General features: G+C 72.4%; 19 protein-coding genes. 8 read left to right on the top strand and 11 right to left on the bottom strand.

Annotation, left to right across the window (positions count from 1 at the left end):
- Positions 1–6 precede the first annotated feature (6 nt).
- The 4 genes from iolB (at position 7) to AC07C1_RS18460 (ending at position 6032) form a co-directional block, all read left to right on the top strand.
- Complete coding sequence (iolB, locus tag AC07C1_RS18475) at positions 7–831, top strand: 5-deoxy-glucuronate isomerase (protein WP_478940183.1); 825 nt, start codon at positions 7–9, stop codon at positions 829–831.
- Positions 828–2714 (top strand): 3D-(3,5/4)-trihydroxycyclohexane-1,2-dione acylhydrolase (decyclizing), encoded by a 1887-nt coding sequence (gene iolD, locus AC07C1_RS18470; protein WP_478940181.1) that lies wholly within the window; start codon positions 828–830, stop codon positions 2712–2714. Before iolB ends, iolD begins: the two co-directional genes overlap by 4 nt.
- Positions 2715–2729: 15 nt before the next feature.
- On the top strand, positions 2730–4232 hold the full coding sequence (gene mmsA / locus AC07C1_RS18465; RefSeq protein WP_478940179.1) for a CoA-acylating methylmalonate-semialdehyde dehydrogenase: 1503 nt from the start codon (positions 2730–2732) through the stop codon (positions 4230–4232).
- 390 nt (positions 4233–4622) lie between these two features.
- Complete coding sequence (locus tag AC07C1_RS18460) at positions 4623–6032, top strand: APC family permease (protein ID WP_478940177.1); 1410 nt, start codon at positions 4623–4625, stop codon at positions 6030–6032.
- A gap of 8 nt (positions 6033–6040) precedes the next feature.
- On the opposite strand, the gene AC07C1_RS18455 is transcribed toward AC07C1_RS18460, so the two are convergent.
- Positions 6041–6196 (bottom strand): hypothetical protein, encoded by a 156-nt coding sequence (locus AC07C1_RS18455; RefSeq protein ID WP_478940175.1) that lies wholly within the window; start codon positions 6194–6196, stop codon positions 6041–6043.
- Between the two features lie 114 nt (positions 6197–6310).
- Here AC07C1_RS18455 and AC07C1_RS18450 point away from each other — a divergent pair, with 114 nt between their 5' ends.
- From AC07C1_RS18450 to AC07C1_RS18440, 3 genes are all read left to right on the top strand, one after another.
- Positions 6311–8953 (top strand): CocE/NonD family hydrolase, encoded by a 2643-nt coding sequence (locus AC07C1_RS18450; protein ID WP_478940173.1) that lies wholly within the window; start codon positions 6311–6313, stop codon positions 8951–8953.
- Entirely contained in the window at positions 8950–9813 is an 864-nt protein-coding gene (locus AC07C1_RS18445; protein WP_478940171.1) for an ABC transporter permease, read from the top strand. Before AC07C1_RS18450 ends, AC07C1_RS18445 begins: the two co-directional genes overlap by 4 nt.
- Positions 9814–10272: 459 nt before the next feature.
- Entirely contained in the window at positions 10273–10770 is a 498-nt protein-coding gene (locus tag AC07C1_RS18440; protein WP_478940169.1) for a chaplin, read from the top strand.
- Between the two features lie 189 nt (positions 10771–10959).
- Here AC07C1_RS18440 and AC07C1_RS18435 read toward each other — a convergent pair whose 3' ends face one another.
- Positions 10960–12225 carry an NAD(P)-binding domain-containing protein gene (locus AC07C1_RS18435; protein ID WP_478940423.1) on the bottom strand — a complete coding sequence of 422 codons (1266 nt, stop codon included), beginning with the start codon at positions 12223–12225 and terminating at the stop codon, positions 10960–10962.
- Entirely contained in the window at positions 12225–13475 is a 1251-nt protein-coding gene (locus AC07C1_RS18430; protein WP_478940168.1) for a carboxylate--amine ligase, read from the bottom strand. The genes AC07C1_RS18435 and AC07C1_RS18430 overlap by 1 nt, the downstream gene beginning before the upstream one ends.
- Positions 13476–13641: 166 nt before the next feature.
- On the opposite strand from AC07C1_RS18430, the gene AC07C1_RS18425 reads away from it, so the two are divergent.
- Positions 13642–14949 carry a glycoside hydrolase family 26 protein gene (locus AC07C1_RS18425; RefSeq protein ID WP_478940166.1) on the top strand — a complete coding sequence of 436 codons (1308 nt, stop codon included), beginning with the start codon at positions 13642–13644 and terminating at the stop codon, positions 14947–14949.
- A gap of 29 nt (positions 14950–14978) precedes the next feature.
- Here the strand turns inward: AC07C1_RS18425 and AC07C1_RS18420 are convergent, their stop codons facing one another.
- From AC07C1_RS18420 to AC07C1_RS18385, 8 genes are read right to left on the bottom strand one after another with little or no spacing between them, the layout of a single operon-like run.
- Positions 14979–15635 (bottom strand): YveK family protein, encoded by a 657-nt coding sequence (locus tag AC07C1_RS18420; protein ID WP_478940164.1) that lies wholly within the window; start codon positions 15633–15635, stop codon positions 14979–14981.
- Complete coding sequence (locus AC07C1_RS18415; protein ID WP_478940162.1) at positions 15632–16783, bottom strand: glycosyltransferase; 1152 nt, start codon at positions 16781–16783, stop codon at positions 15632–15634. The genes AC07C1_RS18420 and AC07C1_RS18415 overlap by 4 nt, the downstream gene beginning before the upstream one ends.
- Positions 16783–17547, bottom strand: coding sequence for a polysaccharide deacetylase family protein (locus AC07C1_RS18410; RefSeq protein ID WP_478940160.1), 765 nt, complete (start codon positions 17545–17547; stop codon positions 16783–16785). Before AC07C1_RS18410 ends, AC07C1_RS18415 begins: the two co-directional genes overlap by 1 nt.
- Positions 17531–19216 carry a murein biosynthesis integral membrane protein MurJ gene (gene murJ / locus AC07C1_RS18405; protein ID WP_478940159.1) on the bottom strand — a complete coding sequence of 562 codons (1686 nt, stop codon included), beginning with the start codon at positions 19214–19216 and terminating at the stop codon, positions 17531–17533. Before murJ ends, AC07C1_RS18410 begins: the two co-directional genes overlap by 17 nt.
- Positions 19213–20550, bottom strand: coding sequence for an O-antigen ligase family protein (locus tag AC07C1_RS18400; protein WP_478940157.1), 1338 nt, complete (start codon positions 20548–20550; stop codon positions 19213–19215). Before AC07C1_RS18400 ends, murJ begins: the two co-directional genes overlap by 4 nt.
- Positions 20551–20553: 3 nt before the next feature.
- On the bottom strand, positions 20554–22023 hold the full coding sequence (locus AC07C1_RS18395) for a sugar transferase (protein WP_478940155.1): 1470 nt from the start codon (positions 22021–22023) through the stop codon (positions 20554–20556).
- Entirely contained in the window at positions 22020–23258 is a 1239-nt protein-coding gene (locus AC07C1_RS18390) for a glycosyltransferase (RefSeq protein ID WP_478940153.1), read from the bottom strand. Before AC07C1_RS18390 ends, AC07C1_RS18395 begins: the two co-directional genes overlap by 4 nt.
- Positions 23259–23307: 49 nt before the next feature.
- The gene (locus AC07C1_RS18385) at positions 23308–24411 is read right to left on the bottom strand and encodes a DUF3344 domain-containing protein (RefSeq protein WP_478940151.1); all 1104 of its coding nucleotides are present in this window, start codon (positions 24409–24411) and stop codon (positions 23308–23310) included.
- Positions 24412–24553 lie beyond the last annotated feature (142 nt).

The following is a 24553-nucleotide window of genomic DNA, read 5'->3' as shown; positions in this document are numbered from 1 at the left end:
GGGCGCATGACCAGCATCGGCCTGCACCTGCCCAAGGGTGCCACCGCGAACGCCCAGTACGCCGTCGACATCGACCCCAAGCGCGCCGCGTGGACGCACAGCAGCCTGCGCGTCGTCGAGTTGGCGCCGGGTGGTACGCATACGTTCACCACCGGGGACAGCGAATGGATCGTGCTTCCGCTGGAAGGCGGATGTGCCGTACAAATTGAGGAAAACGAGTTTCAACTCCTGGGCCGGGAAAGCGTGTTCGCGGACGTCTCCGACTTCGCGTACGCCCCCCGGGACACCCGGGTCCAGATCGCCTCCGGCGCGGGAGGCCGCTTCGCCCTGGCAGGAGCGAAGTGCGAGCGACGACTCCCCGCCCGCTACGGCCCCGCGCCGGAGGTCCCCGTCGAGCGGCGTGGCAGCGGCATGTGCGCCCGCCAGGTGCGCAACTTCGCCTCCGCCGACTCCTTCGACTGCGCCAGGCTGATCGCCGTCGAGGTGATCACCCCCGGCGGCAACTGGTCCTCGTACCCGCCGCACAAGCACGACGAGCACCGGCCGGGCGAGGAGTCCGAGCTGGAGGAGATCTACTACTTCGAGATCGACGGCGCGAACGGTCTCGGCTACCAGCGCGTGTTCCCCTCGCGCGAGGGAGGCTCGGACGTCCTCGCCGAGGTCCGCTCCGGCGACGCCGTCCTCGTCCCCGACGGCTGGCACGGCCCGTCGATCGCCCAGCCCGGGCATGACATGTACTACCTGAACGTCATGGCCGGGCCCGGCGAGGCGCGGGAGTGGCGGATCCGCTTCCACCCGGACCACGTAGAAAGCACAGGGGGGTACCGATGACCACCTCGACGACGAGGCTCACGGTCGCGCAGGCACTGGTGCGCTTCCTCGCCGCCCAGTACACCGAGCGCGACGGCGAGCGGCAGCGGCTGATCGGCGCCACCTGGGGCATCTTCGGCCACGGCAACGTCGCGGGACTCGGCCAGGCACTGATCGAGTACGCCGGCGTGATGCCGTACCACCAGGGCCGCAACGAGCAGTCCATGGTGCACGCGGCGGTCGGTTACGCCCGCCAGTCGGGCCGCCTGTCCACGCACGCGGTGACGACGTCGATCGGCCCCGGCGCGACGAACCTGGTCACCGGAGCCGCCCTCGCGACCATCAATCACCTCCCGGTCCTGCTGCTGCCCGGTGACGTCTTCGCCGGCCGCCCCGCCGACCCGGTCCTGCAGCAGCTGGAGGTGCCGTACGCGGGTGACCTCTCGGTCAACGACACCCTGCGCCCGGTGTCGAGGTACTTCGACCGCATCACCCGCCCGGAGCAGCTGATCCCGAGTGCGCTGCAGGCCATGCGGGTCCTGGCCGACCCCGTGGAGACCGGCGCGGTCACGCTCGCCCTGCCGCAGGACGTGCAGGCGGAAGGCTACGACTGGCCGGAGGAGTTCTTCGCCGAGCGCGTGTGGACCGTACGACGGCCGGGCGCGGATCCCAACGAGCTGGCCGAGGCGGTCCGGGCGGTCCGGGCGGCGCGCAGGCCGCTGGTCATCGCGGGCGGCGGGGTCCACCACAGCCGCGCCGAGGCGGCCCTCGCCGAATTCGCCGAGGCCACCGGGATACCGGTCGCCTCCACCCAGGCCGGCAAGGGCTCCCTGCGGTACGACCACCCGCAGGACGTGGGCGGGATCGGCCACACCGGCACCGCGACCGCCGACGAGCTGGCCCGCACCGCGGACCTGGTGATCGGCGTCGGCACCCGGTACACCGACTTCACCACCGCCTCCGGCACCCTCTTCGAGAACCCGGACGTCCGTTTCCTGAACCTCAACATCGCGCCCTTCGACGGCCACAAGCTGGCCGGGCTGCCGCTGATCGCGGACGCTCGCAGCGGCCTGGAGGAGCTGACCGAGCGGCTGCGGATGCACGACCACCGGGTCGCCGGCTCGTACGTCGCGGAGTACACCGAGGACAAGGAGCGCTGGGAGCAGCGCGTCGACGCCTGCTTCGAGGCGGACGAACCGGACGTACGGCCGTCCCAGCCGCAGGTGATCGGCGCCCTGGACGCGCTGGTGGACGAGTCCGACATCATCATCAACGCGGCCGGCTCGCTCCCCGGTGACCTGCACAAGCTGTGGCGGGCCCGGTCCCGGGACCAGTACCACCTGGAGTACGGCTACTCCTGCATGGGCTACGAGATCCCGGCCGCGATCGGCGTCAAGCTCGCCGCGCCCGAGCGGAACGTGTGGGCGCTGGTCGGCGACGGGACGTACCTGATGATGCCGACGGAGATCGTGACCGCCGTACAGGAGGGCATCGCGATCAAGATCCTGCTGGTGCAGAACCACGGGTACGCCTCGATCGGTGGTCTGTCGGAGTCGGTGGGCGGCGAGCGGTTCGGCACGGACTACCGGTTTCCGACGGACGAGGGGACGTACACGGGCGCCCCGCTGCCCGTCGACCTCGCCGCCAACGCGGCCAGCCTCGGCATGCGGGTGCTGCGCGCGAGGACCGTACGCGACCTGCGCACGGCGCTCGCCGAGGCGCGGGCGGCCGACACTCCCACATGTGTCTATGTGGAGACCGAAACGTCCGACACTGTGTCGGGCGCGCCTCCGGCACAGGCCTGGTGGGATGTTCCTGTGGCCGAGACCGCGACCAGACCGTCGGCGGTCAAGGCACGTGAGCTGTACGAACGGCACGTCTCGACCCGACGCCGCCATCTGTAAAAGGAGTTTCTGGGCATGACGAAGATCGTCAACCACTGGATCGGCGGCAAGACCGTCGAAGGCGCGTCGGGTACGTACGGGCCGGTCACGGACCCGGCGACCGGCGCGGTCACCACGAAGGTCGCGTTCGCGTCGGTCGAGGAGGTGGACGCGGCCGTCGCGGCGGCCAAGGACGCCTATCTGACCTGGGGCCAGTCCTCGCTGGCACAGCGCACCACCATCCTCTTCAGGTTCCGCGCGCTGCTGGACGCCAACCGGGACGCCATCGCGGAGCTGATCACCGCGGAGCACGGCAAGGTGCACTCCGACGCGCTCGGCGAGGTCGCGCGCGGCCTGGAGATCGTCGACCTGGCGTGCGGCATCAACGTTCAGCTGAAGGGCGAGCTGTCCACGCAGGTCGCCAGCCGGGTCGACGTGGCGTCCATCCGCCAGCCGCTCGGTGTCGTCGCGGGCATCACGCCGTTCAACTTCCCGGCGATGGTCCCGATGTGGATGTTCCCGATCGCCATCGCGACCGGCAACACCTTCGTGCTCAAGCCGTCCGAGAAGGACCCGTCGGCCGCCGTGAAGATCGCGGAGCTGCTGGCCGAGGCCGGTCTGCCCGACGGTGTCTTCAACGTCGTGCACGGCGACAAGGTGGCCGTCGACCGGCTGCTGGAGCACCCGGACGTCAAGGCCGTCTCCTTCGTCGGCTCGACCCCGATCGCCCGCTACATCCACACCACCGCCTCCGCCAACGGCAAGCGCGTGCAGGCCCTCGGCGGCGCCAAGAACCACATGCTGGTCCTGCCGGACGCCGACCTGGACGCGGCCGCCGACGCGGCGGTCTCGGCGGCCTACGGCTCCGCGGGCGAGCGCTGCATGGCCATCTCGGCGGTCGTGGCCGTCGGCTCCATCGGCGACGAGCTGGTGGAGAAGATCCGCGAGCGCGCCGAGAAGATCAAGATCGGCCCGGGCAACGACCCGACGTCCGAGATGGGCCCGCTGATCACCAAGGCGCACCGTGACAAGGTGGCGTCGTACGTGGAGGGCGCCGCCGCGGAGGGCGCCGAGGTGGTGCTGGACGGCACCGGTCACACCGTCGAGGGCTTCGAGGACGGCCACTGGATCGGCATCTCGCTGCTGGACAAGGTGCCGACGAGCGCGAAGGCGTACCAGGACGAGATCTTCGGCCCGGTCCTGACCGTCCTGCGGGTCGGCACCTATGAGGAGGGTGTGGCGCTCATCAACGCCTCGCCCTTCGGCAACGGCACCGCGATCTTCACCCGGGACGGCGGCGCCGCCCGCCGCTTCCAGCTGGAGGTCGAGGCCGGCATGGTCGGCGTGAACGTGCCGATCCCGGTGCCGGTGGGCTACCACTCCTTCGGGGGCTGGAAGGATTCGCTCTTCGGCGACCACCACGTCTACGGCAACGACGGCACGCACTTCTACACCCGAGGCAAGGTCGTCACCACGCGCTGGCCCGACCCGGCCGACGCGCCGGCCGGCGTGGACCTGGGCTTCCCGCGCAACCACTGAGCGTCACCCGGAGGTCACCTCCGGCCCCCGTCAGGCCGTCCGGATACCGGACGGCCTGACATTTTTTTGACACGTTACCTGCGGTTCCCGTTCAGGCGGGATGAAACGGGTGACGAAGGGGTTGCACCTAGATGACCTTTGAAAGCAAGGTCACATCCACATAGAGCTTGATGGATGCTCCTATGAGGCGTTGCAGCCTAGGAAAGTGATGCGGCGCCGGTCATGCCGTGACTGCGGATTCCGAAGGTAAACGGCCATTGACGGGACGGTTTTCGTCGGGGTTCTCTATGCAGCGCCGGGAGCGGACGAGACGAACGTACGACGATCCGCCGGAGGCGATAGCGCTCCCGTCCCCAACCCTCAGTTAAACGAGTCGATCGGAACCGCCGCATGACCGACACGCTCCAGAAGTCCGTGGTAGACACCGCGACGGCCCCCTCACCGGGGCTGAAGCGTTCCATCGGTGTCGTCGGCGGCACCCTGCTGACGCTGTCGTGCGTCACGCCCGCCTCCACGCTCTTCGTGGTCGTCCCCGACCTGTTCGGCTCCCTCGGCACCGCCACCGCCCTGACGATCGCCATCGGCTCCCTCCTCTGTATCGCCGTGGCGTTCTGTTACTCCGAGCTGGGCACCCTCATCCCCAGCGCGGGCGGCGAGTACGCGATGGTGTCCACCATGGCCGGGCGGCTCGCCGGCTGGCTGGTCTTCGTGCTCTCTCTGCTGGTGGTCATGATCGTGCCGCCGGTGATCGCCATGGGCACGGCCGACTACCTCTCTCCGATCGTGCACCTCGACCCCTCGATGACCGGCGCCGGCGTGATGCTGCTCGCCACTCTCGCGGGCCTGCTCGACCTGCGTGCCAACGCCTGGATCACCGGCATCTTCCTGGTCCTGGAGGTCATCGCTGCCGGCGTCGTCGCCCTGCTGGGCTTCACGCACAGCCACCGCGGGGTCGGCAGCCTGGTCTCCATGCAGGTGGCCGGAGCGCACGGCCACACCGACACCGTGACCGCCATGCTGGTCGTCTCCGGACTCGCCATCGCCCTCTTCGTCACCCAGGGCTTCTCGACCGCCGTCTACCTCTCCGAGGAGCTGGAGAACCCCCGTCGCAACGTCGCCCGCACGGTGCTCGCCACCCTCGCCATCTCCACCGTGGTCATCCTGGTGCCGGTCGCCGCGATCACCATGGGCGCCGGTGACCTCCAGGAGCTGACCGGCGGCGACATCAGCTCCATGGTCACCGCCTGGTCCAACTCCGCGGTCGGCACCTTCGTCAGCCTCTGCGTGGCCCTCGCCATCATCAACGCGGGCATCGTCATGGTCATCCAGAACTCCCGCGTCCTGTTCGCCTCCGCCCGCGACAAGGCCTGGCCCGCCCCGGTCAACAGCGTCTTCTCCAAGCTCGGCCGCTTCGGCTCCCCGTGGGTCGCCACGCTCGCCGTCGGCGTCCCCGGCGCGGTGCTCTGCTTCGTCAACCTGGACACCCTGTACGGCGTCACCGGCGTCTCGGTGACCGGCATGTACCTGCTGGTCGCGATCGCCGCCCTGCTGTCCCGCCGCGGCTCCCACAAGCACACGGCCGCCTGGCGGATGCCGCTGTGGCCCGCGGTGCCGGTGCTGCTGATCGCCGTCCTCGCGTACATCCTCACCCAGCAGGAGACGAGCTACCTGCTGTGGACCGGCGGTATCACGGCCGTCGCCACCCTCTACTGGGCCCTCTACCTGCGCCCGCGCCGCGAGACCCGCTGGCTGGTGTCGATCCCCGAGGACGAGCGGGTCCCGGCGCAGGCGCAGGCGTAACGGGAGCCTCAGAACTCCCACGTCACCACCGCGCATCCCGTCGTCCTTGCCGCCCGTACTCCGTAGGCGGCAAGGACGACGTCGTTTCCGGGTGCCGGCGCCGACCCGTACGCCTTGGTGGCGACGACGACGTCGGTGACGGAAGGGGCCCGGTGAATCTCCATGGGCTTCGTACCACGCCCGAAGTACGCGGCAGCACACCCGTACGCCCCAGGGAGGGGCAGCGGATCAGCCCGGTGGCCGCATCGGTTGTCGGTGGCGGCCCGTACCGTTGACGCATGGATCTTCGAGTGCCCGCGCTGCGAGGGCTGCTGGAGGGGCCGCGCCGGCTGATGGCCGCCGCGGCCGCCGTCGTGGTGCTCGCCGGCGGCGGGACGTGGACGGCGGCCGTCGCCTCCGACGACACGCGGACGGTGCGCCGCAGTGACCAGGTCATGGCGGTCGACGGCGTGCGCCTGGACACCTCGTTCTTCGCCCCGGCCGCCGCCGGCACCCACCCCGCCGTCCTGCTGGCGCACGGCTTCGGCGGCAGCAAGGACGACATGCGGCAGCAGGCCGAGGACCTCGCCCGGGACGGGTACGCGGTCCTGACCTGGTCCGCGCGCGGCTTCGGCAGGTCCACCGGGAAGATCGGCCTCAACGACCCGAAGGGCGAGGTCAGCGACGTCTCCCGGCTCATCGACTGGCTGGCGAAGCAGCCCCAGGTCCGGCTCGACAGTCCCGGCGACCCGCGCGTGGGCGTCGCCGGCGGCTCCTACGGCGGCGCGATCTCCCTGCTCGCCGCCGGATACGACCACCGTGTCGACGCCATCGCCCCGGCCATCACGTACTGGAACCTCGCGGACGCCCTGTTCCCGAACGGCGTCTTCAAGAAGCTGTGGGCCGGCATCTTCTTCAACACCGGCGGCGGCTGCGCCCGCTTCGAGCCCGCGCTGTGCCGGATGTACGACCGGGTCGCCGAGTCCGGCACTCCGGACGCGGCCGCCCGGCGGCTCCTGGAGGAACGCTCACCGTCCGCCGTCGGTGACCGCGTCAAGGTGCCCACCCTGCTGCTGCAGGGCCAGACGGACTCCCTGTTCACCCTCGGCCAGTCCGACGCTGCCGCGAAGGCGATCAGGGCAGGCGGCGCCCCCGTGGACGTCGACTGGATCGCCGGCGGGCACGACGGCGGGGACATGGAGACCGACCGGGTGCGGGCGCGCGTGCAGGCCTGGTTCGACCGGTACCTCAAGGGCGACAAGAACGCCGACACCGGCCCGGCCTTCCGGATCACCCGGACCGGAGGCGTCGACTCCACCGACGGCACCGCCCAGTTGCGCGGCGCGAGCGCCACCGCCTACCCCGGTCTGCACGACCACCCGCGCGCCATCGCCCTCACCGGTGGCGAGCAGCACGTCGCCAACCCGGCCGGCGCCAGCCCGCCCGGCGTCTCCGCGCTGCCCGGGCTCGGCGGCTCCGGTGGCCTCGCCCAGCTGTCCGCGCTCGGCGTCGGGATCTCCCTCGACTTCCCCGGCCTGTACGCGAAGTTCGACTCGGCACCGCTCACCCGCGACCTGCGGATCACCGGCGCACCGACCGCCACCGTCCGCGTCACCTCCAGCCGTGACGACGCCGTCCTCTTCGGCAAGGTCTACGACGTCGGCCCCGACGGCACCCGGCAGGTCCTGCCCGCCCAGCTGGTCGCCCCGTTCCGGGTGACCGGAGCCAGGGCCGGCAAGGACGTCACCGTCACCCTCCCGGCGATCGACCACGAGGTGCAGAAGGGCCACCGGCTCCGCCTGGTCCTCGCCTCCACCGACCTCGGTTACGCCTCACCGGCCGCACCGGCGACCTACACCGTCTCCCTGAAGGGAGACCTCAGCGTGCCGACGGCCCCCGCCGTCACCACCGCCGCGGCACCCCTGCCCGCCTGGGTCTGGTGGCTGCCCGCGGCCGGCGCGCTCGCCCTGCTGCTCACCGGCCGCCGCCGTACGGCCGCCCCCGCACCCGATCCGGAGCTGGCCGACGTCCCGCTCGTGATCAAGGACCTGAGCAAGCGGTACGCGAAGTCCACCGACCGGTATGCGGTGCGCGAGCTGTCCTTCCGGGTGGAGAAGGGCCAGGTGCTCGGCCTGCTCGGACCCAACGGCGCGGGCAAGACCACCACCCTGCGCATGCTGATGGGCCTGATCAAGCCGGACGACGGCGAGATCCGCGTCTTCGGCCACGCCGTCCGGCCCGGCGCGCCGGTGCTGTCCCGGGTCGGCGCGTTCGTGGAGGGTGCCGGTTTCCTGCCGCACCTGTCCGGCCGGGAGAACCTGGAGCTGTACTGGCAGGCCACCGGTCGCCCGCCCGAGGACGCACACCTGGACGAGGCCCTGCGGATCGCCGGGCTCGGCGACGCGCTCGCCCGCGCGGTGCGCACCTACTCGCAGGGCATGCGCCAGCGCCTCGCCATCGCCCAGGCCATGCTCGGCCTGCCCGACCTGCTCATCCTCGACGAGCCCACCAACGGTCTCGACCCGCCCCAGATCCGCGAGATGCGCGAGGTGATGATCCGCTACGCGGCCGGCGGCCGCACGGTGATCGTCTCCAGCCATCTCCTCGCCGAGGTCGAGCAGTCCTGCACCCACCTGGTGGTGATGGACCGCGGCCGCCTCGTCCAGGCCGGCCCGGTACGGGAGATCATCGGCTCCGGCGACACCCTGCTGGTCGGCACCGCCACACCGGTGGAGGAGCCGGTCGTGGAGAAGGTGGCCGCGCTGCCCGGCGTCGCCTCCGCCGTGCGCGCCGACGACGGGCTGCTCATCCGGCTCGAACCCGGCGGCACGGCCGAGCGGCTGGTCGTGGAGCTGGTGCGGCTGGAGGTGCCGGTGGCCTCGGTCGGCCCGCACCGCCGCCTGGAAGACGCCTTTCTCACCCTGATCGGAGGTGCCGCATGAGCACGCTCGCCGAGCGCGCCGAGACGGCGTCGGGCTACCGCGCGGGCCGTACCCTGCCCCTGCGCGTGGAGCTGGTCCGGCAGCTCAAGCGGCGCCGCACCCTGGTCATGGGCGCGATCCTCGCCGTGCTGCCGTTCGTGCTGCTGATCGCCTTCGCCGTCGGCGGGGACCCGGGTAGCCGGAACAACCAGGTCACGCTGATGGACACGGCCACCGCGTCCGGCGCCAACTTCACCGCCGTGAACCTGTTCGTGTCGGCGGGCTTCCTGCTGGTGATCCCGGTCGCCCTGTTCTGCGGGGACACCGTCGCCTCCGAGGCGAGCTGGTCCTCCCTGCGCTATCTGCTGGCCGCGCCCGTGCCGCGGGCCCGCCTGCTGTGGTCCAAGCTCGTCGTGGGACTGGGACTGAGCCTGGGCGCGATGGTGCTGCTGCCGGTCGTGGCCCTCGCGGTCGGCACGGCCGCCTACGGCTGGGGCCCCTTGCAGATTCCCACGGGCGGCGCGCTGGACTCGGGCACGGCGGCGCAGCGCCTCGTAGTCGTGGTGGCGTACATCTTCGTGTCCCAACTGGTCACCGCCGGACTGGCGTTCTGGCTGTCGACCAGGACGGACGCCCCGCTCGGCGCGGTCGGCGGCGCGGTCGGCCTGACCATCGTCGGCAACGTCCTGGACGCGGTCACCGCCCTCGGCCACTGGCGTGACTTCCTGCCCGCGCACTGGCAGTTCGCCTGGGCCGACGCCGTCCAGCCGCACCCCGAGTGGTCCGGCATGATCCAGGGCACGGCGATTTCCACCACGTACGCCCTGGTGCTGTTCGCCCTGGCCTTTCGCGGTTTCGCCCACAAGGACGTGGTGTCCTAGCCGGTCGGGTGGCACCCGTTGGTCCCCGGACCTTTCCGCCTGCGGGAAGGTCCGATCGGGTGAACCCCCGCAACCAATTCTCCGGCGTCTGGTTGATGACGCAGTGGGGCATGCGACGCTACGAGAGAGGAACGCGCAGTGCGCAGGAAGCTTGCCATCGCCAGCGGCAACAGACCGACCGTCGCGAAGGGCAACGGCGGGGAACGCTGAGTCGGCTGCCGAGCCCGGGCCGTCCGCTGTTCCGGCCGCGGTCACACGGCCTTTTCGGAGCGGGCTTCCCCGCCTGAGGGCCAAACGCGTGGTGGCGCGAGGCGCACGGGCGGCTCACGTCGGCAGCGAGTGCAAGAACGGCTGACCGCCCGACGCACCAGCCTTCCGGCTGTGTCATGGCTGGCCTTGGACGTCCATCTCCGTGCCAAGGCCGGCTTTTCCAGTTCTTCAAGCAGGAAGATAACCACATTGCGACAGACCCTGAGCAGGGGAGTGTTCGCGGCGGCCGCCGCCACGGGCATTCTGTCCCTGTCCTGCAGCTCCGCCCTCGCCGACACGAACGCGGCAGGAGTCACCACGGATTCCCCCGGTGTGCTGGCCGGGAACAGCGTGCAGGTGCCGATCGAGGCGCCGGTGAACGTGTGCGGCAACACCGTCAACGGGGTCGCGGCGTTCAATGAGGCGGCCGGCAACTCCTGCGCCAACGGGACAGCGCCGCCGCCCGTCAGCACTCCCAGCCCGACCCCGCCGCCTCCCCCGCGCGCCAGTGAGACGCCGCGCCCGACGCCTCCGCCCACCCGGACCAGCCACACGCCGCCTCCGGCCGTCGTCGAGCACCCCGACGAGCCGCCCCGGCTGGCCGAGACCGGCAGCAAGACCATGCTGGCGACCTCGGCGGCCAGTGCCGCACTGATCGCGGGCGGGGCGATGCTGTACCGCCGCGGCCGCGGGGCCTCCCGCCGATAGCTGCTCCCGGGTGCCGGACGCTGTCCGTCCGGCACCCGCGCGCCCCCGCTCCGGCCGAGCAGCACCACCCGGACCGGGACGGGCCAGAACACGAGGACCGGCACCCGCCCCCTCAGTGGCAGACCGGTGGGCCGCTGACGACTCGCTCTCCGTCAGCGGCCCGGGGGCGCCCGCCCACGTGTTTGCCCGTCAGCGGCGCGCCGGCGCCGGCGACCAGGCTCGGCTGCTGCCTCCCGGAACGGGGATCGTCCCGCCCGTCGGGGTCCTCTTGAGCCGGCGCCGTACCCCTCCCACGAGTGTCGACGCAGTGAAGGTCGCGCCCTGGACGAAGCGCATGGCCGGCCCGAAGCCGGAGGCGGTCACCAGGCCCGCGAGGAACAGACCGGGCTGGGAGGACTCGAAGTCACGCCCGACCGCGGGAGAGCCGTCGGGCAGGGCCGCCAGCGACCCGCGAAGCCCGTCGGAGAGCAGCCCGAGCCGGTCGCAGCGCGCCCGGAACCCCGTGGCGGCGATGACGTGCTCGGTCTCCAGGGTGCGCGGGGCGCCCATGCGGCTCATGATGTCCAGCCGTACACCGCCCGGCACCGCACAGGCCGCGGTCACCTCATGGCCCGGCAATAGCTCCACCGCGCCCTCCACCCGGTCCCGCACCCACCACGCGCCCGCCGGCCCCAGCGCCGTGGCCGCGATGCGCGCCCGGGTCGGCCCCGGCAGGTGCCGGAAGAGGCCGGGGCGCTCGGCGTAGAACCAGTTCCGCCAGCCGGGGCCGAGGCCGCTGTGCGGGGAGCGAACCGACTGCCACCACGGGCGCTCCCAGGGCGGCGGCACGTCGTTCCACCGCAGCCCGTCCGCCCGCGCCAGCACCCGCACACGGGTGCCCTGTTCGGCGAGCAGCGCCGCGGTCTCCAGGGCCGCCTGGCCGCCGCCGATCACCGTGACGTCCTTGCCGCGGAAGCGGTCGAGGTCATTGTGGTGGCTGCTGTGCGTCACCAGCGCGGGGTGCAGTCCGCGCAGTGCCTGCGGTACCTCGACGAACGGCATCACACCGACCGCCAGCGCCACCGTCCGCGCGTGCAGCACCTCCCCGTCCTCGGTGACCGCCGTGAAACCGCCGGGGCCGGACGCCACCCGGGTCACCATGCGCTCGTCCACCTCCGGCACGGCATGGCGTGCGAACCACAGGCCGTACGACGCGAACGCCTCGACGGGGATCGGCTCCGCGCGACGTGCCGTAAGGCCGTGCTCCGCGCAGTACACGTCCAGACGCCAACGCCCGGCCGGGTCGGAAAGGTTGGACGCCGACGGCTCCGACTTGAGGAACATCCCGCGGGGCATATGGTCCCGCCAGGACGCCATGGGCCGGCCGATCAGGCGCAGGTTCAGCCCGGCGGCCGCGGCGTGGGAAGCGATCGACAGGCCGTACGGGCCTGCACCCACCACCAGTAGGTCGTACATCATCGACTGCTCGCTTTCTCGTTGTCGGTCAGGGCGGGCGAGGCCGCCGGGGGGATCAGGCGTGGCGCCGGAGCGGTCGCGCCCAGCCGCTCCCGCAGCCGACGGGACACATGCCGGCACCACAGGGCCCACATCGCCCATCCGGGAGCGCGGTCGTCCGGGGCGTACCAGGCGAGTTCGCGCCCGCCGGGCGCCGGACGCAGCGCGGCGAGCGGCGCGTAGTTCTCCACCACGAACGCCCGCCCGGCCAACGGTGTCCCGTCCGGCAGTGGACGGCCCGTCAGGTCGAGGTGCAACGCGCGTACGACGTCCAGCCCCGTGCTGTCCGCGAAGAGCCGGAACTGGGCGCCGGGGCGCGGGTTGAAGTCGAGCAGGTGATAGCGGCCCGTCGCGACGCAGCGGCGGAAGTCGAGGTCGAGGACGCCGCGGTAGCCCAGCTCGCCGGTGAGACGCTCGGCCAGCGCCTGCACCTGCGGGTTGGGTGTCCAGCAGCCCACCGCGGTCAGGCCCGCTCCACGCGGCCAGGCCAGATGCTTGCGGCCCGGCCCGCCCGCGCGCACGGTGCCCGAGTGGTCGGCGTAACCGTGGAAGAACCAGTCCCGGTCCCGTCCCGGCGGCAGGTACGCCTGGAGCAGCAGCCTGCTGCCCGCCTCCTCGGTGCGCAGGTACAGCTCCTGGGCCTGCCGTTCGGAGCGCACCAGCACCGTGCTGCGCAGCCCGCTGCCGGCGGGCAGCAGCCAGGGCCGGCTCCACTTCGCCACCACCGGCAGCCCGAGCCGCCGTGCGGCGTCGGCGGCTCGCGCCGGACTGTCCGGGACCAGCGTCACCGGGTGCGGGACGTCCGCGGACGCGCACACGGCGGGCAGTTCCTCTTTGTCGGCGACGCGTTCGGCCAGCGTGCACGGCATCGTCGGCAGGAGGTAGGAGGGTGCGAGGTCATCCCGCATCCGCCCCACGGCGATCGCGCTCGCGTCGTCCATCGGGACCAGGACGGCGGGACGCCCGATGCGGTCAGCCACGCGGCGCAGCACGGCGAGGATGTCGTCCGGGGATGCTCCCGGGAGCGGCGGGGGATGCATCCGGCTCACGTAACGCGATTTGCGGACGGGACTTCCCGTCGAATCGGCGACGACATGGACCTCCACACCCGCCCTGCCGAGCGAGCGCACGGCTCCAAGCGTTCCGTGGTGAAAGGGATTCCGGTCGATCCGCAGCAGTACGGCGGGGACCCGGGTGTCGAGTAGCGACACGGCTTCTCTTTTCTCTCGGATCGGCTCACCCGCACGGGTGAGCGCAGTACTCGAAAGCCGCAATGGTGTTGGCGCCATGGGCTTTGCTATGCCTGACTTAATATGACATTTCGTCAATAATGGGAAAGAAAGCTGGATGTGGACGAGAGCGAAGAAAGATGCGGGCATGGCCCCACAGCACAAGCGGGCCCGGGTCCGCCGGCTGGTCGTGGGCGCGGCGGCGCTCGTCGTGTCCGCCGCCCTGGCCGCCGGTCGCGCAGCGGGGGTGCAGGTGCTCGGACCCGCCTCTCCTCCCGTTCCGGTGCCGCCCCCGACGAGACCCGTGGTGGCCGTCCCGGCCGTTCCCGCACCCGCGGTCACTCCAGCGGCCGGCAATCCTCCGGCTGTCCCCGGGCTGCCGAAGCCGCCTGCGGTGACCCCTCCGGCGCCCGGCGTGCGCTGGCCGGACTTCGGGGCCTTCCTCGGTTCCGACGCCGGCGGCGTGGCCCGCATCCCGCTGCTCAGCCGCTGGCTGGGCGGTGCCGAGATCCGCGTCGGCCACACTTATCTGCCCGGCAACAGCTGGAGCGACATCGAGGGTGGCCTCGGCTTTCTCCCCGCATGGGCACACTGGCGCAACGAGAAGGCCGACCGGATGCTCGTCCTGAACGTCCCCCTGCAGGAGCGCAACGAGGAGGGCGTCTCCGACGCCGGCGTCCGGCAGCTTGTGCGGCGAGGCGCGGCAGGTGAGTTCGACCACCACTTCCGCGCCCTGGCCGAACGGCTGGTCCGGCTGGGGGTGCCGGACACGGTTCTCGTGCTCGGCTGGGAGATGAACGGCGTCACCTACACCCATCGCTGCGGGCCCGACCCCCAGGCCTGGAAGACGTACTGGAGAAGGATCGTCACCACCATGCGCTCGGTGCCCGGACAGAGGTTCCGGTTCGATTTCGCACCGAGCCGCGGCCGGGACGCCGTTCCCTGGACGCAGTGTTACCCCGGGGACGACACGGTCGACATCATCGGCATGGATTCCTACGACCAGCCGGCCGGAATGTCGTTCGACCGGCAGGTGAACGAGCCCTACGGACTTCAGGCACACGTGGAATTCGCCAAGGCCCACGGCAAACCCGTCTCCTATCCGGAATGGGGGCTGTTCCGCAACGGCGACAACGCCGAGTACATGGGGCGCATGCTCGCGTGGATGGACGAGCACAAGCCCCTCTACAACACGCTGACCGACTACTGCCCGCACGGCGTGTGGCAGTGCGGGAGCAATCCGGGGTCGTCCCTCGTCTACCGGTCCTTCCTCTTCGGCCGCACCGACGAGGTCGGCCGCACCCCCACCTCCACCCCGGCGCCCCCCGCACCCACCGCGCCCACCGCACCGCCAGCCCCGGAGGGCTGTTCGCGACTGGACCTGGGCACATGGGTGGAGCACTGGCTCGGCGGGACACTCTGCGTCCGCTTCGGCTGGTGGCCCGGCGGCGACTAGCGTGACGAGGCCGGCCGGGTGCACCGTGGTCACCGCTGGCCGCGCACATCGGCGGCGGCGGCCGGGCCGGGCACCGAGGCGGCGGGGACGGGGTCGTCGTCCTGGCGGGTCCGCCTCGGCCGCGCGAGCAGCGCCAGGCCGCACAGCAGCCCGCCCGCGCACGCACCCACCAGAGCGGTCACCTTCGACGACGCGGAGGTCGGCTCGGTCGGCTTGGCCGCCTTCGAGAACTGCACGAGCTGGACATGGGTGCTGCCCTTGGCGGCGTTCGCCTGCCGGGTCAGCGCGCGGGACACGGCGTTGGCCATGTCCGAGGCGAGACCCGGGCGCGAGGAGGTGGCCGACACGGCGACCATCGGAGCGTCCGGTGAGGTCGCCGCCTGCACGCTCCGCTGCAAGGTGCGCACCGGCACGCCCGCCCGCTCCCGCGCGTCCGCCAGCACCGTGAGCTGCGTGGCGACCCGGCCGTACGCCTGCGCGAAACCTAGGGCCGAGTTCACCTCGGTCTTCCCGGTCGGTACCGCGACGACGTAGCTGGTGGCCGTGTACGTCGGAGGGGTCAGCATGCCGTACGCGCCGCCACACAGGCCGCCGACGAGGATGCCGGCCGCGAGCACGGACCAGGACGGCAGCCTCCTGACAGGGGCCAGGGACAGGCGCCACGTACGGGTAGGTGTGTCGGTCATGACGGACTTGCTCCCAAGGGTGAGACGGACGACGAGCTGGAGACCGCTGCCGCATACACGTCCATGAGCCGGGCTGCGCTGCGGGTGATGCTGTAGCGGTGCGCGGCCTGGGGGGCCCTGCGCGGCCGGGGGCCCGCCGCCCGGACCTCGGCGATCGCGCGGGCGTACGCCTCGGGGCCGCCGCGCACGTGCCGGGCGCCGGCGGCGGCCGACGGCGGCAGATCCTCGATCGCCGGACAGGAGGTGTAGAGCACCGGCAGGCCGGACGCCAGCGCCTCCACGACCGCCAGGCCGAAGGCCTCCTCCGTGGACGGGGACGCGAGCACGTCCATCGCGGAGGTGAGCGAGGGCAGGTCGGGGCCGGGGGAGCCGTCGGGAACGTAGGGACGTTCCCCGGTGAACAGGACGCGCCCGGCCACACCGGCCTCGTGTGCCGTGCGGCGCAGGACGTGCTCCTCGGGACCGCTGCCCACCAGCAGCAGCCAGTGATCGTCCGGGAGGCGGGTGAGCGCATGGACGAGGACGTCGAACCGCTTGACCCGGGCGAGCCGGCCCACACCGCCGACGACGCACGCGCCCTCCGGCAGGCCGAGGCACCGGCGGGTGTGTTCGCGCCGCTCCCGGTCGAAGCGGAAGCGGTCCAGGTCGATGCCGTTGGGGACGACCTCGATCCGTGGGGCGGGCACGCCCCAGCGTTTCAGGCGGTCGGCCACCGTCGGGGAGACGGCGACCGTCGCTGAGCCGAGACGCTCGCTGGAGAGGTACAGCGCGCGCACCCCCGCCGTCAGCCTGCGGCCCTCCATCTGCGAGTCGCCCAGGGAGTGTTCCGTGGCGACGACCGCACGGACCCCGGCGATGCGTGCGGCGAGACGGCCGTAGACGCAGGCCCGGTACAGGTGCGTGTGCACCAGGTCGTAGCCGCCGGCGCGGATCAACCGGACCAGGCGCGGGAGCGCGGCCAGGTCGCGGTTGCCGCCCATGCCGAGATGCACGACGCGGACACCGTCGGCGGCGAGGCCCTCGGCGACCGCACCGGGGTTGGTGAGCGTCACGACGTCGCAGTCGACGGGCAGGTGGCGCAGCAGAAGACGCAGCTGCTGCTCGGCCCCGCCGACGCCGAGGCCGGTGATGATGTGCAGAGCCTTCATCACAGGCCCTCCACCGGGCGCCGGCGCAGCCGGTGCAGCCGGTGCTTGAGGTGCAGGCGCCAGGCCGTGTCGTTCTGGCCGACGTGCACGCGTGGCAGGGCGTGCCGACCGGTCAGCGGGCCGGGATCGATGGCGCAGGCGTAGGCGTACCCCGCTTCCCGTACGGCCTCGACGGCGCGTACGTCGACCATGCCGTACGGGTAGCAGAAGCCGCCGATCCGGGCGCCGGTCAACTCCTCGAGCAGCGCGCGGCTCTCGGTGACCTCGGTCTTGAGGGTGAGGTCGTCCGCCCGGGTGAGGTCGACGTGCGTCAGCCCGTGCGAGCCGATCTCCACGCCCTCGGCGGCCGCGTGCCGGATGCCGTCCGCGGTCAGCAGCGGCTTGCGCGGGCCGAGCGAATCCCAGGCGTTGTCGCCGCCGAGCCGCCTGGGCAGGACGAAGAGGGTGGCTCCACAGCCCCAGCGGCGCAGCAGCGGCAGGGCGTCGGTGACGAAGTCGGCGTAGCCGTCGTCGAAGGTGAGCCCGACCAGATCTCGTCCCTCGCCCCGCGAGCGGGCGGCGAGCAGCTCGGCCACGGACACGCCCCGCAACCCCCGCCGGCGCAGCCATGCCAGCTGCCGACCGAGCCGCTCGGGCGTGACCGTGATGCGGTACGGGTCGTCCGAGCAGTCGCCCACCGAGTGGTACATCGCCACCCACGGGATCGGACCCGGGCGCGGGGCGGGGAATCTGGTGGTGTCGACGGAATCAACGGATACGGCCATGTGTGAGCCTTCGTGTGACGGTGCGTACGGAGCGCAGTGCGGATGCGAAGCTCTGGGCGTCCGGGGCCCAGGCGAGGGGGACGAAGACGGCGATCACGGTCAGGCAGCCGGCCACCAGGCCCGCCACCGGGGACTGAAGCCGGCCGGCGACGAACGCCCCGGCGAAGGTGGCCACGACCGCCGCGCGTACCGGCCTGCTCAGCTCGGCCAGTACCGGCCTGATGTGGATCGACACGCTGTGGGGGCCGTTGCGGGGCGTCCGCAGGCCGACGAGCAGCAGGGCGGCCGTGACGGTGATGCCGAGGGCGTTGGCGGCGGCGATCCCGGACACGCCCCAGGTGCCCACGGTCGCGGCGCCGATCCAGGACGTCACGGCGATGCCCACGGCCATCGCGCCGACGGGGTACCAGCTGGGCCGGCCCGCAGAGAAGTACGAGCGGGTCAGGGCGCCGACCAGGGTCTGGCCCAGCAGCCCGAGGGCGTACACGCGCATGACGTCGGCCGTGGCCGCGGTGTCGCTCGCGGTGAACGCACCCCGCTGGAAGAGCAGTTCGACCATCTGTGGGGCGCAGGCGATCACCGCGCACATGCCCAGCAGCACCAGACAGGAGGCCACCGCCAGATCCCGCTGCACTCGGCTGCGGGCCCGTTCGGTGTCGCCGTCCGCGAGCGCCCGTGCCACCACCGGAAAGGTGACGGTGCACACCATGAGCGACAGCGTCATCGGGATCTGGGCGACCTTCTGCGCGTAGTTCAGGTGCGAGATGGCCCCGGCGGGCAGGTGGGAGGCGAGGAAACGCTCGACGAGGACCTGCGACTGGCGGCACAGGGCGAACAGCAGCACGGCGGCGACCAGCGCGAGTTGCACCGGCCGGTCCGCGACCTCGGCCTCGGCCCCGCGCGGCGTGCGCTCGCGCGACGTCAGCTGCCGCCAGAGCGAGGGAAGTTGTACCACCACCATCAGACAGCCGCCCGCCGCGACCCCGACCGCGGCGGAACGCACGCCCCAGCCTGCGCCGAGCAGGAACATCGCGGCGATGATGCCCGTGTTGTAGACGACGTAGATCGCCGCGGGCGCGAGGAAGCGGCGGTGCGCCCGCAGGGCGGCGCTGCAGTACCCGGCGAGCCCGAAGGCCAGCACGCAGGTCGCCGTGAGCCGGGTGCAGTCGGTGGCGAGCCGCGGGTCGGGCAGGCCGGGCGCCAGGGCCTGGACCAGGTACGGAGCCGTGCCGGCGATCACCGCCGCCACCGCGGCGAAGGCGAGGCACAGGCGGGGCAGGGTGGCGACCACCAGGGCGCGGACCGGGTCGCCCGGGGCGCCGCGGGCGCGGCGGGCCAGCGCCATGCTGAACGCCGGGATCAGCACCAGCGCCATCCCGTCCTCGATGAGCAGCGTGGCGGCGAACTCGGGCACGGTCCACGCGACCAGGAAGGCGTCCGTGTCGCTCCCGGCACCGAACAGCCGCGCCAGCGCCTGGTCGCGCACCAGGCCCAGCACGGAACCGGCGATGGACAGCGACGCCGTGACGAGCGTGGCCCTGGCGAGGAACTTCCGGGAGGCCGAGGTCGCCTCGGTGCCGTCCCCGGCCAGGGTGGCGGCACGCGCCGAGGGTACGGTCGCCGCGCCATCGGTTTCTGATCCGGCGGTGTGTGAAGGTCTCACCGTCATCGCGCCTCGGCCTCCTCGACGCGTACCCCGCCCACCGGGAGGACGTCCCCCTGCTCGTCGCCGGCCAGCGCCCACCACGCCACCAGCCCCAGGCCCATGGCGGTCAGCACGGTCGAGGGGCCGCCGATGTCCCCGTACACGAAGTCGGTCAGCAGCCAGACCAGCAGCCCGCAGGCGACGAGCGCGCAGTCGGGTCCAGGTCCGCGGAGGCGGCCACGCAGTAACCCCCGCAGTCCGCACACCAGCAGCGCCAGCCAGCTCCCGGCCAGCCCGAGCAGCCCGACCAGGCCCTGCTCGCTCAGCACCAGCAGGTACATGTTGTGCGGCGACAGCAGCGGCTGCCTGTGGTACGCCGCTCCCGCGCCCGCGATCTCGGCGCCCGACGACAGCGCCAGGGTGGCGTGCCCGTCCCGGTACTGCGGAAAGCCCTTCAACCCGACACCGGTCAGCGGGTGTTGGCGCCACATGCCGGTGGCGGACGCCCACAGGGTGTACCGGTCGACGACGGACTGGTCGGGGGCGTGGGTGACCTGCGTGATGCTGGTGATCCGCTGCTGCAGCAGCGCCGTGCCGACCCCGAAGCCGCCCACCAGGATCACGCCCGCGGCGACCGCGGCAGCGGCCACCTTCAGGGCGCGCCGCAGCCCGGCTGCCACCAGCTGCACGATGCACGTCAGCATCGTCGCGATCCACGCGCCCCGGCTGAAGGAGACCGCGAGCGGAGCCAGCAGTGCCAGAGCGCACCCGGCGGCGATCGCCCGCTGCCGTACGGACGCCCTGCCCAGTGCGATCCCGACCGCGCACACCAGGCCGAGAGAGACCGCTGTCGCCATGCCCATCACGTCCTGCGGCCCGAACGTGCCGACCGCCCGGATGTCCTCGCCCTGGTAGGAGGCGCCGGTCCGGGTGACGTACTGGTGCACGCCGATGGCGCCCTGGCACAGCGCCAGACCCACGAACGACCAGGCCAGCACCCGGAAGTCGGTCCGGTCGCGGATCAGTAGCAGCACGGCCGCCGGGACGAGCACGAAGATCTGCAGATAGCGGCCGAGGCCGGTGAGCCCGACCTCCGGCGAGGACGCCCCCATGGCGGCGAGCGCGAGTCCCACGACGGGCAGGCCGAGCACCACGGCCGCCGTGCGCGACAACGGGCGCCGCCGTTCGCGCAGGACGCGGGTCACGCAGTACACCACCATCAGCCCGGAGACCACGTCGGCCGGCCCCGCGCCACCCGGCGTCAGCGGCAGGGCCAGCACGGCGAACACGGCCACCGCGGGCAGGACCGGCACCGGCGCGGTGGCCCGGCGTGGGAGTGGTGTCAGGGCGTGGCTCACGGCTCAGCTCCCCGTCGGACGTACCAGCGAGATCGCGGTGCGCAGCAGGATGCAGACGTCCTGCCACAACGACCAGTTGTCGATGTAGGCGTTGTCGAACCGGCTGCGGTCCTCGATCGAGGTGTCACCGCGCAGCCCCTGGATCTGGGCAAGGCCGGTGATGCCGGTCCGCATGCGGTGACGGGCCGCGTAGCCGGGGTAGGTCTGGCTGAACTGCGAGACGAAGTAGGGGCGTTCGGGGCGGGGGCCGACCAGGCTCATGTCGCCCCGGAGCACGTTCCACAGCTGGAGCAGCTCGTCGAGCGAGGTGCGCCGCAACATACGGCAGAACCAGCGCATCTCGTTCTCGTTCGCCACGCTCCACCGGGTCGCCGATTCGTGCTCGTCCACCGGACGATGCGTACGGAACTTCAGCAGGGTGAACGGCCTCCCGTTCCTGCCGATGCGCTCCTGCCGGAACACCACGCCCGGTCCGTCGCTGATCCGCAGCACCACCGCACACATCAGCAGCAGAGGGCTGACCAGCAGCAGCAACGTCCCCGAGACGAGGATGTCGAGCATCCGCTTGCCCACGCTGTCGCGGCGTGCCGGGGACATGTCCAGACGTCGGCAGGAGAACCCGGCAAGCCGCTCCTTCGCCGCGTACGACGGGGAGTCGGCGTCGACTTCCCACACCACGCAGCCCGACTCGGCCAGCTCCCCCAGCAGCGATCCCTGTTCGGTGCGTACGGAGGGGTGAACGGCCAGCACCGCCCGCACCCCGTTCTGGATGACCGCCCGCTTGACCTCCTCGCCGGTCGTCAGCACCGGCAGGCTCTCGATGCCGTCCGCCTCCTCGGCGACGATCCCCACCGGCCGCACGCCGCACCGCGGGTGCCGCAGTACGGCGGCGGCCACACGCTGTGCGGTCGCCCCCGGGCCGACCAGGAGTGCGGTGTGCGGGTGGCGCAGCAGTGCGGCGCGCCGCCACCCGTGCACGGCGCCGCGCAGCGCACAGCCGGCCACCGCCTGCAGGGCGAAACCCGTCAGCACGGTGCCGACGGACAGGGCCCGCTCCGGCCGGTACGCCGCCACCAGCGCCGTGAGCGCCAGCCAGACCACCGCGACGCGGCCCCACAGTGCGGGCAGCTCCTCCAGTAGCGCCGGCACCGGCGGCCGGCCGCCGCGGGGGCGCAGCAGCAGCGATGCGACGATCAGCAGGGCCACGAGCAGCGGGTGCTGCTGGTCCTCGGTGAGTGCCAGGGCGCCCGGCAGGGCGGCGACGCCGTCCGCGAGCAGCAGCGGCACCGGGGAGTCCGGCCGTGCCCAAGGCCACGGGGCGGGGGACCCCGGTCCCCCGCCCCGCGCCCAAGGCCATGGGGCGGGGGACCCGGCGGCGGTGGCCGTGCCGCGCTGCGGCAGGACCGAGACCGGTGAGGATGGATGGTCCAGCGGCTGTACGCCGGGGGAGGGGGCGGTACGTTCGGCGGTCACGATGGGTTCGACTCCCTGTGCTCGGTGGACGCGACGCGCTGTGTGGTCTGGTTCGCCTCGGCGCGCTCGACCGCTCGGGACGGGCGCGCACCTTCGGTTGCGGGCCATGTGCCGAGCAGGTCGCGGTAGCAGTGCGCGACGGCCTCGGCGGCGTGCCGCACGTCATGGGCCGACAGCACGTGCCGACGGGCCCGTTCGCCGAGCGACTCGCGCAGCGGCGGGTCGAGCAGCAACTCCGTGACGGCTCCGGCCAGCACCACCGGGTCGTCCGGGGGGACCAGGCACCGGGTGGCGAAGGAGGACGGCAGGCTCTCGCGGGCACCGTCGACGTCCGTGACGACCACGGGCCGAGCGCAGGCCATCGCCTCCAGCGGGGCCAGCGCCATGCCCTCCCAGCGGGACGGCAGGACCACGAGATCGGCGGCCTGGTACCAGGGGGCGGCGTCGGCGACGGCTCCCGCGAACAGCACGGATGCCGGGGCGTCTTCGCGAAGCCGGTCGTGGTCCGGCCCGTCGCCGACCAGGACGAGGCGGGCGTCGGGCACCTTGCGCACGACGGCGTCCCACGCCCGCAGCAGGACGTCCTGCCCCTTCTGCCGGCACAGCCGCCCCACGCAGACGGCGAGCGGTGCCGCCGGGGGGAGACCGGCGAGCGGCGCGAGCCCGGCCCGCACGGCGCCGGCGGTGGCCGGGTGGAAGCGTTCGGGATCGATGCCGTTGGGCACGACGACCCAATGGCCGGCGATCCCGGCGCGTACACCGGTGGCGCGCTCCGCCTCGCTCACGCACAACACCCGTGCGGCCCAACGCGCCCCCCATCGCTCCCAGCGGAGCGCGAGGCCTCCGGTGACCCCGCCGGCCGCCTCGAACGACCAGGCGTGCGGCTGGAAGACCGTCGGAATCCGCCCGCGCACCGCGAGCCGCCCGGCGAGCCCGGCCTTCGAACTGTGCGCGTGCAGCAGGTCGGGGCGTACCTCGTCGATCAGCCGCGCGAGGTGTCGCACCTCCCGTACGAGCGACGGACCCGGCGACCGCGCCGCCTGCCACTGCCGTACGTGCGCGCCGAGCGCCCGCAGCTCCGCCGAGAGCGCGCTGTCGGGGCAGGCGACGGTGACGTGCAGGCCGTCCGTCAGCTGTGCTCGGACCAGGTCCGTCACCACGCGCGCGACCCCGCCTTCCACCGGCTGGGTGAGATGCAGGACGCGCGGCCGGGGGCCGGTGGATGACAGCAGCATATGTACGGCTTTCTCGCTCACGAAGGCCTCGGGAGGGGCGGCGCCGCGTTCACCGCCGGGCGTCCACGGCGGCGAAGAGGACACCGGCCCACGCCGCGTTCCGCCGGGATCTCAGCCGGAGGGTCAGCTGGTCACCGGCGTGCTTCAGGCCTCTGCCGAGATCGAACACGTCGGAGTCGTAGCCGAGGGTGTTGGCGTACGCCGGGACACGCGCCGGGGGCGTCCCCTCTGGCTCGCTGATGGTGGAGTTCAGGAAGTCGGCACGGGGATTGGCCGGGTTGGTGAGGCCGATGGCGGCGGAGCCGGGCCGGCCGGTCACCAGGGTGAGCGAGTCGCCGGTGACACCGCGGTCGCCGTTGTACGCCACCAGCCCCGCACGGCCTCCCGCGCCCGCCGCGAAGTGCAGGTTGCGCAGCCGGATCTGTCGTCCCGAGCGGGACCTCAGCGATGCGAAGCCGTCCCAGAGCGTGATGTCCCGCAGCGGCTCTGCCGGGTTCTCGTACGCCACCACCAGCGTCCAGCCGCCCCATGCCCCGACCGCCGACCTGCCGTTCGCCACGTTGACCTGCGCCACCGTGTACAGGCCCGGCGCGCTGTCCCGTACCAGCCGCGTCACGTCCGCCGATGCCTGGAAGGCGTCCGAGCCGTCTGCCACGCGGTGTCCGATCACCGTGTCCGCGAGGATTTCCTTGTACTCCCCGCCGGGCTCGGCGATCAGCACCCGCCCGTTGTCCTTCGGTGGTTTCTGCTCGCCCACGCGCAGATTGCCGCCCCAGTACAGGCGCGCGTACGTCACTCGGGAGCCGGGTGGCAGGCGGACCTCCGCGCGGGAGGAGTTGTAGGTGTTCGGGTCGTGGTCCACGTCGATGTAGAACATGTCGAAGGCGCCGTTCACCCCGCGCCCGCCCGCCTGCGCGGCCGCGCACCTCTTGGCCCTGCGGCAGGTGATGGAGGCGTTGGCCGCGCGAGCGATGCCGCCGTGCTGGTGCGCGCGGTACCGCTGGGCGAAGGCGAGGCTGCGCGCCTCCGGTGCCTCCGGCGCCTCTGGCGTGGCCGGCGCGGCAGCCGTGGAGCCGTCGGGCGCCCAGAACGCGGCGAGGGAGAGGACGCCCACCGTCGCACGGCGAAGCAGCGGACCCGGGGAATGGCGCATGACCGTCGTTGCCCTTTCGGAACAGGTGGCGGTGGTGGCAGTGGCACGAGTGCGATCTGGCACCGAAAGAGACGTGCCGGAAGATTCGCGACTTTAGTCATCAAACGTATAAATTCGGCAGAATTGCGCGGTGTCCGACAAG

The organism is Streptomyces sp. NPDC045022 (genome assembly GCF_056432605.1).
The sequence above is the reverse complement of the archived record's forward strand: the minus strand, read 5'-3'. Positions and strand labels throughout refer to the sequence as shown.

Excerpts from the sequence above, each read along its gene's own strand:
- iolB (WP_478940183.1), top strand. The coding sequence starts at position 7 with ATGACCAGCATCGGCCTGCACCTGCCCAAGGGTGCCACCGCGAACGCC.
- iolD (WP_478940181.1), top strand. The coding sequence starts at position 828 with ATGACCACCTCGACGACGAGGCTCACGGTCGCGCAGGCACTGGTGCGC.
- mmsA (WP_478940179.1), top strand. The coding sequence starts at position 2,730 with ATGACGAAGATCGTCAACCACTGGATCGGCGGCAAGACCGTCGAAGGC.
- AC07C1_RS18460 (WP_478940177.1), top strand. The coding sequence starts at position 4,623 with ATGACCGACACGCTCCAGAAGTCCGTGGTAGACACCGCGACGGCCCCC.
- AC07C1_RS18455 (WP_478940175.1), bottom strand. The coding sequence starts at position 6,196 with ATGGAGATTCACCGGGCCCCTTCCGTCACCGACGTCGTCGTCGCCACC.
- AC07C1_RS18450 (WP_478940173.1), top strand. The coding sequence starts at position 6,311 with ATGGATCTTCGAGTGCCCGCGCTGCGAGGGCTGCTGGAGGGGCCGCGC.
- AC07C1_RS18445 (WP_478940171.1), top strand. The coding sequence starts at position 8,950 with ATGAGCACGCTCGCCGAGCGCGCCGAGACGGCGTCGGGCTACCGCGCG.
- AC07C1_RS18435 (WP_478940423.1), bottom strand. The coding sequence starts at position 12,225 with ATGTACGACCTACTGGTGGTGGGTGCAGGCCCGTACGGCCTGTCGATC.
- AC07C1_RS18425 (WP_478940166.1), top strand. The coding sequence starts at position 13,642 with ATGGCCCCACAGCACAAGCGGGCCCGGGTCCGCCGGCTGGTCGTGGGC.
- AC07C1_RS18420 (WP_478940164.1), bottom strand. The coding sequence starts at position 15,635 with ATGACCGACACACCTACCCGTACGTGGCGCCTGTCCCTGGCCCCTGTC.
- AC07C1_RS18415 (WP_478940162.1), bottom strand. The coding sequence starts at position 16,783 with ATGAAGGCTCTGCACATCATCACCGGCCTCGGCGTCGGCGGGGCCGAG.
- AC07C1_RS18410 (WP_478940160.1), bottom strand. The coding sequence starts at position 17,547 with ATGGCCGTATCCGTTGATTCCGTCGACACCACCAGATTCCCCGCCCCG.
- murJ (WP_478940159.1), bottom strand. The coding sequence starts at position 19,216 with ATGACGGTGAGACCTTCACACACCGCCGGATCAGAAACCGATGGCGCG.
- AC07C1_RS18390 (WP_478940153.1), bottom strand. The coding sequence starts at position 23,258 with ATGCTGCTGTCATCCACCGGCCCCCGGCCGCGCGTCCTGCATCTCACC.
- AC07C1_RS18385 (WP_478940151.1), bottom strand. The coding sequence starts at position 24,411 with ATGCGCCATTCCCCGGGTCCGCTGCTTCGCCGTGCGACGGTGGGCGTC.